This window comes from Flavonifractor sp. An9, from assembly GCF_002161245.1.
GTDB classification, from domain to species: domain Bacteria; phylum Bacillota; class Clostridia; order Oscillospirales; family Oscillospiraceae; genus Flavonifractor; species Flavonifractor avicola.
In genome coordinates this window covers 18,041-33,145 of sequence record NZ_NFHC01000007.1, presented here as the reverse complement: position 1 = coordinate 33,145, position 15,105 = coordinate 18,041, and the positions used below count along the sequence as shown (strand labels likewise).

10 protein-coding genes are annotated in these 15,105 nt (G+C 64.9%); 7 read left to right on the top strand and 3 right to left on the bottom strand.

Annotation, left to right across the window (positions count from 1 at the left end; translation table 11 throughout):
- Window positions 1–104 precede the first annotated feature (104 nt).
- From B5G40_RS06480 to mfd, 4 genes are all read left to right on the top strand, one after another.
- The gene (locus tag B5G40_RS06480; RefSeq protein WP_087399114.1) at window positions 105–935 is read left to right on the top strand and encodes a VanW family protein; all 831 of its coding nucleotides are present in this window, start codon (window positions 105–107) and stop codon (window positions 933–935) included.
- Window positions 936–947: 12 nt separating this feature from the next.
- Complete coding sequence (locus B5G40_RS06475; RefSeq protein WP_087399113.1) at window positions 948–2,291, top strand: AMP-binding protein; 1,344 nt, start codon at window positions 948–950, stop codon at window positions 2,289–2,291.
- A complete protein-coding gene (locus B5G40_RS06470) occupies window positions 2,288–2,533 on the top strand; it encodes a phosphopantetheine-binding protein (protein ID WP_242959302.1) in 246 nt (81 codons plus the stop codon). The genes B5G40_RS06475 and B5G40_RS06470 overlap by 4 nt, the downstream gene beginning before the upstream one ends.
- Window positions 2,534–2,602: 69 nt before the next feature.
- On the top strand, window positions 2,603–6,121 hold the full coding sequence (gene mfd / locus B5G40_RS06465; RefSeq protein ID WP_087399111.1) for a transcription-repair coupling factor: 3,519 nt from the start codon (window positions 2,603–2,605) through the stop codon (window positions 6,119–6,121).
- Between the two features lie 72 nt (window positions 6,122–6,193).
- Here the strand turns inward: mfd and B5G40_RS06460 are convergent, their stop codons facing one another.
- The 3 genes from B5G40_RS06460 to B5G40_RS06450 all read right to left on the bottom strand — a co-directional run bounded on the left by B5G40_RS06460 (window position 6,194) and on the right by B5G40_RS06450 (window position 9,296).
- Window positions 6,194–7,240 carry a stalk domain-containing protein gene (locus tag B5G40_RS06460; RefSeq protein ID WP_087399110.1) on the bottom strand — a complete coding sequence of 349 codons (1,047 nt, stop codon included), beginning with the start codon at window positions 7,238–7,240 and terminating at the stop codon, window positions 6,194–6,196.
- Window positions 7,241–7,353: 113 nt separating this feature from the next.
- Window positions 7,354–8,889 (bottom strand): serine/threonine protein kinase, encoded by a 1,536-nt coding sequence (locus B5G40_RS06455; RefSeq protein WP_087399109.1) that lies wholly within the window; start codon window positions 8,887–8,889, stop codon window positions 7,354–7,356.
- The gene (locus tag B5G40_RS06450; protein ID WP_087391154.1) at window positions 8,886–9,296 is read right to left on the bottom strand and encodes a hypothetical protein; all 411 of its coding nucleotides are present in this window, start codon (window positions 9,294–9,296) and stop codon (window positions 8,886–8,888) included. The genes B5G40_RS06455 and B5G40_RS06450 overlap by 4 nt, the downstream gene beginning before the upstream one ends.
- A 304-nt stretch (window positions 9,297–9,600) precedes the next feature.
- Here B5G40_RS06450 and secA point away from each other — a divergent pair, with 304 nt between their 5' ends.
- From secA to B5G40_RS06435, 3 genes are all read left to right on the top strand, one after another.
- Window positions 9,601–12,348 carry a preprotein translocase subunit SecA gene (secA, locus tag B5G40_RS06445; RefSeq protein WP_087399108.1) on the top strand — a complete coding sequence of 916 codons (2,748 nt, stop codon included), beginning with the start codon at window positions 9,601–9,603 and terminating at the stop codon, window positions 12,346–12,348.
- A gap of 222 nt (window positions 12,349–12,570) precedes the next feature.
- Window positions 12,571–13,383, top strand: coding sequence for a peptidoglycan editing factor PgeF (gene pgeF, locus B5G40_RS06440; RefSeq protein WP_087399107.1), 813 nt, complete (start codon window positions 12,571–12,573; stop codon window positions 13,381–13,383).
- 169 nt (window positions 13,384–13,552) lie between these two features.
- Window positions 13,553–15,097, top strand: a complete 1,545-nt coding sequence (locus tag B5G40_RS06435; protein WP_242959300.1) for an ABC transporter substrate-binding protein — start codon at window positions 13,553–13,555, stop codon at window positions 15,095–15,097.
- Window positions 15,098–15,105: the final 8 nt, after the last annotated feature.

The following is a 15,105-nucleotide window of genomic DNA, read 5'->3' as shown; positions in this document are numbered from 1 at the left end:
CCAAATCGTAACTTGCAATTCCCGACGGGGATGCTAGGATAGAAGGAGCGGGCGCGCCCGCTCCTTTTTCGCAGGGGGCGCGCCGGATTTGGGAGGTGGTCTCCATGGCGAGACGCAGGCTGTTTTGTCAGTGTGGTCCGGTGTGCTATCGGATTTCCCTGTGGAAAGAGGGGGCGCGCAAGGCCCTGGCTGACCGGCGGGGTGGGGTACATTGGTCCACCTGGCGGTGTGAAGAGGAGCTGCCCGTGCTCCTCAAGGGGCACCGCTCCCCGGTGCTCCGGCGTCTGACCGGGGTGGATATGGACCTGCAGCGCAGCAAGCGGACCAATCTGGCCCTGGCCGCCCCCTGCATCGACGGGGTGGTGGTGGCGCCGGGGGAGAGCTTCTCCTTCTGGCGCCTGGTGGGCAAGCCTTCCGCCCGGAAGGGTTACCAGGACGGACTCACCATCGCCAGCGGCACCCTGGGCCGGTCGGTGGGAGGCGGGCTGTGCCAGCTGGCCAACCTGATCCACTACCTGGTGCTCCACAGCCCCCTGACCGTCACCGAGCTGCACCACCACTCGGACGCCCTCTTTCCCGACGACCGCCGCCGGGTGCCCTTCGGCACCGGCACCTCCATCTTTTACCCCCATGTGGATTACCGCTTCCGCAACGACACGGAACAGCCCGTCCAGCTGCGGGTGTGGCTGGAGGAGGACGACCTGTGCGGCGAGCTGCGGGGGACGGCCCCCTTCCCCCTGCGCTACCGGCTGCGGGAGGAGGGGAGCGGTTATGTCCGGGAGGGCGAGGCATACTACCGGGTGAGCCAGGTCTACCGCATTACCTATGACCGGACCACCGGCGAGGAAGCGGGCCGGGAGCTGCTGATGGACAACCACTCCAAGGTGCTCTTTGATCCCGCCCTCATTCCGGCGGATCAGATGTTACAGCGCTGAAAGGAGCCCGCTATGCTGCTGGAACGAATCGAGGCCCACAGCGCCGCCCTGGGGGACCGGCCTGCCCTGATGGCAGGGGAAGAAATGGTCCGCTGGGGAGAACTGTGGCCCATGGCCCAGGGGCTGGCGGCCAAACTGCGGGAGCAGGGGACCGGCCCGGTGGCCCTTGTGGGGGACCCGGGTGAGGTTTGGGTGCCGGTGGCCTTTGTGGCCTGCCTGCTGGCGGGGCGGCCCTACCTGCCCCTGGACCCTTTGCTGCCCCCGGCGGGACAGCGGGAACTGCTGGAGCAGGCGGGGGCGGCTCTGCTGGACCGGCGGACGGCGGAGGAGGGCTTTTCCTCCGGCCTGTCCTGCCCGCTCCCCGACGACTCCCACCGCATCGCCTATGAGATCTTTACCTCGGGCAGCACCGGAAAGCCCAAGCTGGTGGAGGTGAGCCTGGGTAACCTGGAACACTTCCTCCGGTGGGCTTCCGCCCTGCCGGAGATCGCTCCCGTCCTGGGTGGGACGGCGGTGGGGCAGGCCGCCTGGTCCTTCGACCTGTCGGTGGCCGACCTCTACCTGTCCCTGCTGGGGGGCGGCACCCACGTAGCCCTCACGGGAGCGGAAAAGGAGGACTTTGCCGCCCTGTTCCGCCGGTTGGAGAAAAGCGACCTGTCTCTGCTGGTGGCCACCCCCTCCTTTTTGCGCCTCTGCCTGACGGAACCCTCCTTTGGCCCCGACCGGCTGCCCCGTCTGCGGACGGTCTTCTCCTGTGGAGAGGTACTGCCCCCCGCCGCCGCCCGGCGGCTGCTGGACCGCTTTCCCGGGGTGGCCCTCCTTAACGCCTACGGCCCCACCGAGGCCACCTGCGCCGTGTGCGCCGTCCCCATTTCCCGGGAGATGTGTGCCGGACCCCTGCCCATCGGCACAGTTGGGGCGGGGGCTGTGGATATCTTTTTGGAAAACGGGGAGATCGTCCTGGCCGGAGCCAGTGTTTCCCCACGGTTTGGGGGGAAGTATTCCACAGGGGACCTGGGTTATGTGGAAAACGGACTGCTCTACTGGGCGGGGCGGCGGGATTTGCAGCTGAAGTACAAGGGGTACCGGCTGGAGCCTACCCGCATCGAGGGGGCGCTGGAGGCCCTGCCCCAGGTAGAGCGGGCGGCAGTGATCCCCCGGCGGGACGGGGCGGGGCAGGTGAAGGGCCTGACCGCCTTTGTGGAGGGGACCGGGCTGGAGCCGGAGAAGCTGGCTCAGGCCCTGGCGGATTTGCTGCCCCCCTACCAGATCCCCGGCCAGTGGCGGGTGCTGGACCGGCTGCCCCTGACCCCCAACGGAAAATGCGACCGGAAACGGCTGGAGGAGATGCTATGATGATAGGTGACGATGTGATCCGGGATCTGCTGGTGCAGGTCTGCGGCACTCAGGACGCCCTCCGCCCCGGAGCCGATCTGCTGGAGGAGGGCATCCTGGACTCCCTGGCCATGATCGACCTGCTGGAGGGGCTGGAGGATCTGGGTATCCAGATCCAGCCCACCCGGGTGCCCAGGGATGCCTTCCGCACGGTGGAGGGCATTCTGGCCCTCTGCCGGCAGGCGGAGGGGGAGGCCCCCTGAGACGGACCCCTGCACCGGGGTAAGGTGCGCTTATGACTTCCAAATTTTTCTATATCTTCGAGGTGTACCATGAAACAACTGCTGTCCGCGCTGAAGGATATCCCGGAATATTGTGCCCTGACGGCGGCCATTGACAACGGGGCCTGCCCGGTGGCCTTTTCCGGCCTGTCGGCGGTCCACCGGGCCCACTTTGCCGCCGGGCTCCACCAGGAGCTGGAGCGGCCGGTGGTGGTGGTGTGCGCCGACGAGGGGGAGGCCCAGCGGATGGAGAAGGACCTGGCCGCCCTCTCCGGGGAGAAGGTGGCCACCCTGTCCGCCCGGGAGTTCACCTTCCACAACGCGGCGGTGGTATCCCGGCAGTATGAGCACCGGCGGCTGTCCGTCCTGCGGGCGCTGGCGGCGGGGGAGTGCCCCCTGCTGGTGTGTACGGTGGAGTCCCTCCTCCAGCGCACCATCCCCAAGACCCTGCTCACCCAGGCCGCCCAGGTGGTGCGGATGGGGGAGGCCCATGACCTGAACGAGCTTACCGAAACCCTCACCGCCGCCGGGTACGCCCGGTGCCAGCAGGTGGAGGGCGTGGGCCAGTTCGCCCTGCGAGGGGGCATTCTGGACTTCTTCTCTCCCGCCCATCAGAAGCCGGTGCGTGTGGAGTTCTTCGGGGACGAAGTGGACGCCATGGGCTTCTTCGACCCGGACACCCAGCGGCGCATTCAGAACATCAGCGAGGCGGAGATTTTGCCTGCCGCCGAGGTGCTGCCCCAGTTTACTCCCGGCGGCTGGGCGGGGCTGCTGGAGGGCCTGGACAAGCTGATTGCCCGTACCCGCAAGCGCAAGGGGGCGGAAAAGCTGGTCCAGACCCTGGAGGAGGACAGGGAGCGGCTGGACGCCGGTACCTCCTTCCCGGCCATGGACCGGTATGTAAGCCTCATCTACCCCCAGATGGCCACGGCGGCCGACTACCTGCCGGAGGACGCGGTGGTGATTTTCAGCGAGAGCGGCCGGGTGGCCGAGCGGGGGAAGAACTACCTGTGGCAGCTGGGGGAGGACGCCAAGTCCCTGATGGAGCGGGGCGAGCTGGCGGGGGATCTGGCCGACTTCGCCCGTACCCCCGAAGAGCTGTGGCAGGTGTTGGAGGAGTGGCCGGTGTGCTACCTGGACGCCTTCGCCGCCTCTACCTATCCCCGGCGGCCCCGGACGGTGCTCAACCTGCTGGCCAAGCAGCTGCCCTCCTACGGCGCCAGTCTGGAGACCGCCGTCTCCGACCTGGCCCATTACGTCTCCGAAGGCTTCCGCACCGTGGTGCTGGTGAGCAGCCAGCAGCGGGCCCTCAACCTCCAGGCCCTGCTGCGGGAGCAGAAAATGACCACCGCCGTGGACTTCGAGCTCCACGACCTGCCCGGCTACGGCAAGGCGGTCATTGCCGTGGGGGGCGTCACCGCCGGTATGGAGTACCCGGTGGGACGGCTGGCGGTGCTCACCGAGGGCCAGTCCGCCCTGGGCAAGCGCCGCCGGAGCAAGCCCGCCACCAACCGGCAGAAGCTGAAATCCTATGCTGACCTGTCCCCCGGGGACCTGGTGGTCCACGAGCACCACGGCGTGGGCCGGTTTGTGGAGATGACCAAGAAAGTGGTGGACGGCATTGAGAAGGACTATGTAAAGATCGCCTATGCCGGCACCGATATCCTGTATGTCCCCGCCACCCAGCTGGACCTGGTGAGCAAGTATATCGGCGGCGGCGAGGACGCCAACGAGAAGCGCAAGCTGTCCAGGCTGGGGGGCGGCGACTGGGAGCGGGCCAAGTCCAAGGCCAAGAAGGCGGTGAAGGACCTGGCCAAGGGCTTGATCCAGCTCTACGCCCAGCGGCAGCGGCAGCCCGGCTTCGCCTTCTCCCCCGACTCCGAGTGGATGCACGAATTTGAGGAGCAGTTCGAGTACGCCGAGACCGACGATCAGCTGCGGTGCATCGCTGAGATCAAGCGGGACATGGAGACCGCCCGGCCCATGGACCGGCTGCTGTGCGGCGACGTGGGCTACGGCAAGACCGAGGTGGCCTTCCGGGCCATTATGAAGTGCGTACTGGACGGCAAGCAGGCCGCCATTCTGGTGCCCACCACCGTGCTGGCCCGGCAGCACTACCTGTCGGCCAGGCAGCGCTTTGCCAAGTACCCGGTGGAGATCGACGTGGTGAGCCGGTTCCGTACCGCCGCCCAGATGAAGGAGACCTTAAGGCGGCTGTCGGCGGGGCAGATCGACCTCTTGATCGGCACCCACCGGCTGTTCCAGAAGGATGTGACCTTCAAGGACCTGGGGCTGCTGGTCATCGACGAGGAGCAGCGCTTCGGCGTCCAGCACAAGGAGCGGCTCAAGGAGCTGTCCAAGCAGGTAGACGTGCTTACCCTGTCGGCTACCCCCATTCCCCGCACGTTGAATATGGCCCTCTCCGGCATCCGGGATATGTCCACCCTGGAGGAGCCCCCCATGGACCGCCAGCCGGTGCAGACCTATGTGCTGGAGCACGACTGGGGTGTGCTGATGGACGCCGCCCGCCGGGAGCTGGAGCGCGGCGGCCAGGTGTACTACCTCCACAACCGGGTGGACACCATCACCCGCACCGCCGCCCGCATCAAGGAGATGCTGGGGGAGGACGTGGAGGTGGCGGTGGCCCACGGCAAAATGAGCCAGGAAGAATTGAACGAGGTCATGACCCGCATGAGCGAGGGCGAGGTGGATGTGCTGGTGTGTACCACCATCATCGAGACCGGCATCGACATCGCCAACGCCAACACCCTCATCATTGAGGACGCGGACAAGATGGGTCTGGCCCAGCTCCACCAGATCAGAGGCCGTGTGGGCCGGTCCACCCGCCGGGCCTTTGCCTACCTGACCTACCGGCAGGGGAAGGTGCTCACCGAGGTGGCCTCCAAGCGGCTGGGCGCCATCCGGGAGTTTGCCGAGTTCGGCTCCGGCTTCAAGATCGCCATGCGTGACCTGGAGATCCGGGGCGCGGGCAACATCCTGGGCCCCGAGCAGTCCGGCTTCATGCTCAGCGTGGGCTATGATATGTACCTGCGGCTGCTGGAGGAGGCAGTGCTGGAGGAGCGGGGCGAGCCCATCCCCAAGCGCACCGAGTGCGCCGCCGACCTCAGTGTGGCGGCCTCCATCCCCGACCGGTACGTCCCCTCCCCGGAGGAGCGGATGGACCTGTACCGGCGGATCGCCGCCATCCGCACCGAGGCCGACGCCGACGACGTCACCGACGAGCTCATCGACCGCTACGGCGACCCGCCGAGGACGGTAAACAACCTGATCTCGGTGGCCCTGCTGCGGGCGGCCGCCGCCGAGAACGGGGTGGTGCAGATCCGCCAGCAGGGGGGCGGCCTGCAATTCTACCTGGACGGCTTTGACCTCCAGCGGGTGAGCGCCCTGTGCGCCATGGAGCACTACAAGGGACGGCTGCTCTTCTCCGCCGGAGAGAAGCCCTACCTGGCCCTGCGGCTCAAGAAGGGGGAGGACCCCCTGAAGTGGGGCCGGAAGGTGATGGAGGACTACGGCAAGACCGGGGCGCAAAGCCCGGCAGACCAACCATAAAACAGACAGAAGGGGCCCGGCGCATAGCGCCGGGCCCCTTCTGTATAGGGAAAGAAAGATGGGAATCGTGGATCAGAAGTCGATAATATTGAGGTAGACGTCCACATTGCCGTAGACCAGCTTGGGATCGCCGTTTTCATCGTTGTAGAGCCAGAAGTTTTGATCCAGCGGGAGGTCATCCTTGTGGGTGCCCACAGAGGCATAGACCGGGATGGAGATCTTCACCCAGCCGTCGGTAGCCTTGGTGAAGGTGCCCTCGATCATGTTGTCGGCCCGGCGGTAGCCGTCCTCCATGGTCTGCTCGTCATAGGTCAGAGACAGGCCGTACTCCGCCAGAGCGTCCAGACCAGCCTGGGTACCGATGGGGGAGGAACCCAGCCCGGCCAGGTCCACCTTGGTGTTGGCGGCGGTGAGATCGTCAGCGGTGTAGAAGATGCCGTCATAGAAGGTGTTGATGCCGGCCCATTCCACCTTGTCGCCTACGGCGCCCCACAGGATGATGGGGGCCGCCGCAAATTCACCGGGATCCAGGAACTGGAAACGGAGGGTGCGGGTGATGGGGTCGCCCTTCTTGGGAGTGACGGTGAAGGTCACGTCGGTCTCACCGGCGGCCTTGCACTGGCCCTCCAGGTGGTCGCCCACCAGGGTGATGCCGTCGGGCAGCTGGCCGGAGACCTGCTTGACGGTGAAGCTGTTCTGCTGCTCCTCGGGCAGCCACCAGCGGAACTCATAGCCCACGCCGTTGTACCAGGTCTGCTGGTTGCCGTTTTCGTCGGTATAGGTCTCGGGGGCTACGCTGAGCACATAGTCCACCGCGTCGGGATCATAGGGGGGCAGCACCGACTCAATAACAGCGGTTTGGGTGGAGGCGTCATAGCTGACGGCCTTGCCAAAGGCCTCACTGATGGCCCGGATGGGCACATAGGTGGTGCCGTTGTAGGCAAATACATCCACTTCCTTGCCGTTGACGTCGGTGGGCACAAAGGCCTCGCCGTTGATGGACAGCTTCATGCCGGGGTTGACGGCGATGTTGACCAGATTACCGGCGGCCAGGGCGGCGGTGCCGGTGCCCAGCACCAGGGTCAGAGCTAGGGCGGCCACGCGGGTCTTTTTCTTCATAGAGACACTTCCTTTCGTGAACTGCGGGTTTTGCAAGCTGAAACCAGCATACCACAGTACTGTAAGAAAGTGGTGTGCACCCATGCACACTTGCGTTGGAACCGGTACTGGGGTTAACCCAGCAGGCTGACCCGGCCGGGGCAGGCCGCTTCCGCCGCCGCCGTCATGGACTGGGGCACCAGCACCGTATTGAGCCGGGGCAGGGCGGACAGGGGGGAAAAGTCGGGGAGGGCGGGGCCGTTGAAGCAGAAGGTCTCCAGCAGGTCCGCTTCTGCCAGGGGGGAGAGATCGGTGACGTTGGAAGCAAACAGCCCCAGATTGCGCAGCCGGGGCAGGTCCCCCGCGCCTTCCAGGGAGTTCTGTCCGGCGTGGAGACGCAGGTCCACCACCGGGCAGCCCGCCAGAATGGACAGGTCCTCACAGGGCAGCAGGCCCACGTTGAGAATGGGCAGCTGGTCCCGCTCCACCAGGGCGGCCACCGCCTCCTCCGGCGGCGCCCACAGGGAGAGCTCCTCCAGCAGGGGCAGCGTGCCCAGCACCGACCAGTCTCCGTCGGACACATCGCCGTAGGAGGTGTCGCCGGTCATATCATTCATATAATAGGAGTAGGACGAGGGGTCCTCCAGCACCTCATTACCCAGCAGTGCCAGCCGCTCCACCTGCTCCAGATCGCTGTAGGTGATCTCTCCCAGAGGCCGGTCCAGCTCCTCCCGCACCGCCAGCTCCAGGCAGTAGGAGGAAAATTCCACCGGCTGGGACCCCTGCATTTGGGGAAGAGCCACAGCTCCGGCGGCCCCCAGACACAGGGCCAGGGCACAGACCGCCGCTAAGAGTTTGCGCTGCCTCCCGCGGGCCTTGCCGCCCAGCCCGTCCTTCAGTGCTGCGGCGGTGGGGTAGCGGTCTTCGGGACTGAAGGCAGTGCATTTGCGCAGGACCCCCTTCAGCTGCCGGGATACCGGAGCCGCCTCCAGGCTGTCCCGGTCATAGGAGCCGGTGAGGGTCCAGATCAGGGTGGCACCCAGGGCGTACAGGTCGGTGCGCTCGTCGGTCTGGGCAAAGCCGTATTGCTCGGGGGCGGCGGTGACCGAGCTGCCCATAATGCGGGTGTCGCTGTCCCGGTGAGGCTTGTACTGTCGGGCGATGCCGAAGTCAATGAGCCCCACATCTCCGTCGGGTCCTATGATGATGTTGTCCGGTTTGATGTCCCGGTGGATGATGGGCGGGTCCATCCGGTGGAGCTGGTCCAGCAGGGACAGAAGCTTCAGTCCCATCTGACGGCAGCTTGCCTCGTCACAGGGGCCGGTGCGGTCCAGATAACGGGTCAGAGACTGCCCGGGCAGGTAGCTGCGGACCAGATAGACGGTCTCTTCCTGCCGGAAGCAGTCGGCGGCCAAAGGCACACGGCCCGCCAGAGCGGGGTAGAGCTGGGTGAGCAGCCGGAACTCCTCCTCCAGGTCCTCGCCCCCCTCCCGGGCAATCTTGAGCACATAGGGAGCCTCGTCGCACCGGCGGAGGAGGAGCCACACGCTGCGGCTTTCCCGCTCCGCCAGACAGGCCTCCGGCCGGTACACCAGGGCGATGCGGTCAGGCAGGGCCAGACTGTCCACCACCTGCCGGTAATGATTGCGGAATTCCTCGGTGCGGCTCACAGAAGCCCCCCTTCCCCCAGAGAGAGGAGCAGCTCGTCGGTCTCCTCCAGGGTCAGGTGGTGGGTCAGGCCGTAGAGCACCGCCGCGTCAAACCGGCTGCGGGGATAGAGGGAGGCCCTGCCGCAGCGGGTGAGCAGCTTCTGGGTCTCCTCCTCCCCCAGGTCCAGGGCCAGAGCCAGCCGCAGCAAAAAGGTGCGGGTGGGAGGACGGGTGCCGTTAAAGAGCTGGTAGCCGTAGGACCGCTCCAGATAGCAGGCCCGGATGGCGTCCTTCACCAGCCAGCCCCGCCGCTCCAGCAGGTTGCACAGATAAAAAGTGAAGTCCGGCGGCGTAAAAGCGCCCCCCGCCAGCATGGCGGGATCCGAGGACGAGCGGATGGCATTGCGCAGTTCATCCGTGGTTTTCACAGCGCCCCTCCTTTCTTTATGGGATAGAAACAATTTACAAAAAGGTAACTGTCATCCATTATACTACCCGGTCGGGGACTTGGAAAGAGTGTATCATAGTTTCTCCACCGGCAGGTGTGCGGAATTGCACACTTTTTGCATAAAGAGAATAAGATCCGCGATCTGGAACAGAAAAGGGTAGATCATGCAATTTGTTCACAATTTACTCTTTTTTCTTTTCAGGGGTTATGCTATACTAGGAAACTGAATCAATGTCAACAGCCGCGTTTTGCGCTGTGGAAGATCAGAAAGGTGAAACAATCACATGGGACTGTTGAAAAAGCTGTTCGGCACCAGCTCCGCCAAGGAGCTCAAGGCCATCAAACCCATCGTGGACAAGATCGAGGCCCTGGACGAGGAGTACTCCAAGCTCACCGATGAGCAGCTCAAGGCCAAGACTCCTGAATTTAAAGAGCGTCTGGCCAATGGCGAGACCCTGGACGATATCCTGCCCGAGGCCTTTGCCGCCTGCCGGGAGGCGGCCTGGCGTGTGCTGGGTATGAAGCCCTACTGGGTGCAGCTCATCGGCGGCATCATCCTCCATCAGGGCCGTATCGCCGAGATGAAGACCGGCGAAGGCAAGACCCTGGTGGCCACCCTGCCCGCCTACCTCAACGCCCTGGCCGGCGAGGGTGTCCACATCGTCACCGTCAACGACTACCTGGCCAAGCGTGACTCTGAGTGGATGGGCAAGGTCTACCGCTTCATGGGCCTCACCGTGGGTCTGGTGATCCACGACATCCAGCCCAAGGACCGCAAGGCCTCCTACGCCGCCGACATCACCTACGGCACCAACAACGAGTTCGGCTTCGACTACCTGCGGGACAATATGTGCATCTACGCCACCGAGATGGTGCAGCGGGGCCACGCCTTTGCCATCGTGGACGAGGTGGACTCCATCCTCATCGACGAGGCCCGTACCCCCCTCATCATTTCCGGCCAGGGTGACAAGTCCACCCAGCTGTACACCATTGTGGACGCCTTCGTGGCCCGCCTGAAGGGCCAGCGGGTGGCCAAGGTGGACACCAAGGAGGAAGAGGACCCCGATGTGGACGCCGACTACATCGTGGATGAGAAGGCCCGCACCGTTACCCTCACCGCCCGCGGCATTGCCAAGGCCGAGCAGCAGTTCCAGATCGAGAACCTGGCCGACCCGGAGAACACCACCCTTTCCCACCACATCAACCAGGCCATTAAGGCCCGGGGCCTGATGAAGCGGGATATCGACTACGTGGTGAAGGACGGCGAGGTCATCATCGTGGATGAGTTCACCGGCCGCCTCATGTACGGCCGCCGCTACAACGAGGGTCTCCACCAGGCCATCGAGGCCAAGGAGGGGGTCACCGTGGCCCGGGAGTCCAAGACCCTGGCCACCATCACCTTCCAGAACTACTTCCGCCTGTATCACAAGCTGTCTGGTATGACCGGTACCGCCATGACCGAGGAGGAGGAGTTCGGCACCATCTACTCCCTGGACATTGTGGAGATCCCCACCAACAAGCCCCTGGCCCGCATCGACAACCCCGACGTGGTGTACAAGACCGAGGCCGGCAAATACCGGGCCATCATCAAGCAGATCGAGGAGTGCCACGCCAAGGGCCAGCCTGTGCTGGTGGGTACCATCTCCATCGAGAAGTCCGAGCAGATCTCCGAGATGCTCAGGCGTAAGGGCATCAAGCACAACGTGCTGAACGCCAAGTTCCACGAGAAGGAAGCTGAGATCGTGGCCCAGGCCGGTAAGCTGGGGGCGGTCACCGTGGCCACCAACATGGCCGGCCGTGGTACCGATATTCTGCTGGGCGGCAACGCCGAGTTCCTGGCCAAGGCCGAACTGCGGAAGGCGGGACTGTCCGACGAGCTCATCGCCGAGTCCACCGGCTTTGCCGACACCGACAACCAGGAGATCCTGGAGGCCCGCCGGATGTTCACCGAGGCGGAGGCCAAGTACAAGGACGAGATCAAGGAGGAGGCCGAGAAGGTCCGTGCCGCCGGCGGCCTCTTCATTCTGGGCACCGAGCGCCACGAGTCCCGCCGCATTGACAACCAGCTGCGGGGCCGTGCCGGCCGTCAGGGCGACCCCGGCGAGAGCCGGTTCTTCCTCTCCCTCCAGGACGACATCATGCGTCTGTTCGGCTCCGAGCGGGTCATGGGCATGATGGACCGGCTGGGTGTGGACGAGGACACCCCCCTGGACTCCAAGATGCTGTCCAACGTCATTGAGAACGCCCAGAAGCAGGTGGAGTCCCGGAATTTCCAGACCCGTAAGACGGTGCTGGAGTACGACGACGTGATGAACACCCAGCGTAAGGTCATCTACGAGCAGCGCCGGAAGGTGCTGGACGGAGAGAACCTGAAGGAGGCCGTTCAGACCATGCTGTCCACCGTCATCTCCAACGAGGTGGCGGCCCACATGGGCGAGCTCAAGCACATGGACGCCGAGAACTGGCGGGAGGTGTGCGCCCAGTTTAGAGGGATGTTCCTGAATCCCGACGAGTTCAAGTTCGATGACGCCGAACTGGAGAAATACACCGCCTCCCAGCTGGAGGAGCTGCTGCTGGACAAGGCCACCCAGGTCTACAGCAAGAAGGAAGCCGAGCTGGGCGAGCCCCTCATGCGTGAGCTGGAGCGGGTGATGATGCTCCGGGTGGTGGACGAGTACTGGATGGACAACATCGACGCCATGCAGGAGCTGCGTCAGGGCATCGGCCTGCGGGCTTACGGCCAGAACGACCCCGTGGTGGAGTACAAGCGGGAAGGCTACGAGATGTTCGAGCGCATGATCGCCGCCATCCAGGAGGAGACCCTCCGCCGGATCTTCCTGGCCCGGGTGCAGGTGGGCTCCACCGTCAAGCGCGAGCGGGTGGCCAAGGTCACCGGCGAGAGCGCCGGCGCCGACGGCACCGTAAAGAAGCAGCCCGTCAAGAAGGGCAAGAAGCCCGGCCGCAACGATCCCTGCCCCTGTGGCAGCGGCAAGAAGTACAAGAAGTGCTGCGGGATGCACGAAGAGGACTGAGGACCGTCCAGGGGGTATCCCAAAAGTGAAGTGTGGCTGCGCTGGACTTCCATCGGAGGCGCCCCCGGCGCCTCCGACCCCCTAGATACAAAACCGCCGCGCCGCGTTGCGGCACAACGGTTTTGATACCCCCGGTTTCGCGCCCCGCGGCGCGGGTCGTGGTGTTTTTCCGAAAAATAAATTTCCGGAAAAACGGATTTCGATTTCCGCATGGAGGGCCCCATGAATATCATCGAACACAACAAAAACGGCCTGGTGTACCTGGCCTCCGAGGGCTTTGAGGCCGCCGGCGGGGTGGTCCACGGCTTTTCGACCCGGCTGGGCGGGGTGTCCCAGGGGATCTACGACTCCCTCAACCTGAGCATGAACCGGGGGGACGATCCGGCCAAAGTGGCGGAGAATTACCGCCGCTTCTGCGCCGCCATCGGCGCCGATGTGAAGGGTGTGGTGTGCGCCAGCCAGGTCCACGGGGACACGGTGCGCTCCGTCACCACCGCCGACCTGGGCATTGCCCTGGATGAGCCGGAGCCCTGGCAGGCCGACGGCCTGGTCACCGACATCCCCGGCGTGGTGCTCACCGTCTTTACCGCCGACTGCCTGCCCATTCTGCTCTACGACCCGGTGCGCCGGGTGGTGGGGGCGGTCCACGCCGGTTGGCGGGGCACCGCTCTGGGCATCGCCGCCAAGGCGGTGGAGCGGATGGTGGATTGCTACGGCTGCGACCGGCTGGACATTCTGGCCGCCATCGGCCCCGGCATCTCCAAGTGCTGCTTTGAGACCCACGAGGACGTGCCCAACGCTATGACCGAGGCCATGGGGGCCTCCGCCCTCCACTGCATCCAGGTGCTGCCCACCGGCAAGTTCCATGTGGACCTGAAGGCTCTCAACGCCAAGCGGCTGGAGAACGCCGGTCTGGACCCCGAGCACATCGCCGTGTCCGGCGACTGTACCGCCTGCCTGCCGGAGAAATACTGGTCTCACCGGGTTACCAAGGGCGAACGGGGCAGCCAGGCTGCAATGATCGCAATCATCTAGGGGGTATCCAATACCCCCTAGATACGAGCCTGCGTGCCGGCGAAACGCCGACGACTTGGCTCGATACCCCCGGTTTCGCGCTCGTGGCGCGGGTCGGGGTGTCTTTCCGGGAAGTGAATTCCCGGAAAGACATTTTTTTATACCGCAAACAGACAAGGAGGGGCTGCCCTTGAACAAACGAATACCACTGCGGCTGGCGGCTTTGGGGGCCGCCCTCTGCCTGGTCCTGGCGGGCTGTACTGGCGGGCTGGAGCCGGAGGTTACCCCCACGCCGGAACCCACCGTCTCCGCCGCCCCAACCTCTGAGACGGCGGAATTTACCCTGGCCTGCTACCCTCAGGCCGGATTCCATCCCATTACCGGCGGCAACCGCACCAATCTGTCTCTGGGTGGGCTGATGTATGAGGGCCTGTTTGCCCTGGATCAGCAGTTTGAGGTCAGTCAGGTGCTGTGTTCCGGTTATACCGCCTCGGAGGATGGGCTGACCTGGACCTTCACCCTGCGCTCCGGCGTCACCTTTTCCGACGGCAGCCCCCTCACCTCGGCGGAGGTGGTTTCCTCTCTGGAGACCGCCCGCACCAGCGCCCTTTACTCCGCCAGGTTTACCGACATTGGCGCCATCACGGCGGGAGAGGGAACGGTGACCATGACCCTGACCCGGGCCAACGGGTCCCTGCCAGCCCTGCTGGACATCCCCATCGTCAAGGAGACCGGCGGCACCCCGCTGGGCACCGGGCCCTATGTGCTCACCGGCAGCGGCAACGACCTGTCCCTCACCGCCAACGGAAGCTGGTGGCAGGGGGAGAAGCTGCCGGTGGACACCATTCCCCTCCAGGCCATTCAGGAGGCCGACGATTTGATCCACGCCTTCGACACCAAGGAGATCTCCCTGGTGTCCACCGACCTGACCGCCACCAATGCCCTGGGCTTCTCCGGCTCCTTTGATACCCTGGATTATCCCACCTCCACCATGGTGTATGTGGGCTTTAACACCGTCAGCGGCCCCTGCGCCGACGCCGGGGTGCGGAAGGCCTTGCTGCGGGCCTTTGACCGGGAGTCGGTATCCACCGCCATCTTCTCCCGCCACGCCCAGCCTGCCGCCCTGCCGGTCCACCCCGGCAGCGCCCTCTACCATGAGGATCAGGCCTCCGCCCTCAGTTACTCCTCCCAGGCGGTGGCCGAGGCTCTGACCGCCGCGGGCTGGACCGCCACCGACAGCGGCTGGGTCAACGGGCGGCAGACCCTCAGCCTGGAGCTGGTAGTGTCCGCCGAAAATCAGGACCGGGTGGCGGCAGCTCAGCATCTGGTCAACGGCCTCAACGATCTGGGCATCCGGGCCACCCTCACCAAGCTGGACTGGGACGCCTATGTCTCCGCCCTTCAGAGCGGCAACTTTGACCTCTACCTGGGGGAGGTGCGGCTTACCGCCGACTTTGATCTCACCGCCCTCATCACCGCCGGAGGCTCCCTCAACTACGGAGGTTACAGCGACACTCAGGCCGCCCAGCAGCTCCAGACCTATCGGGCCACCAACGGCCAGAGTCGGGACCTGAGCGCCCGTCAGCTCTACGCCCGGCTGGCGGAGGAGCCACCCTTCGCGGTGATCTGCTTCAAAAACTGGTCCGTGCTCTCCCAGTGGAACGCCGTCTCCAATATGACGCCCACCCAGCAGAATCTGTTCTTCCAGTTTGCCTATTGGGAGATCGCACAATGAATCCAGCG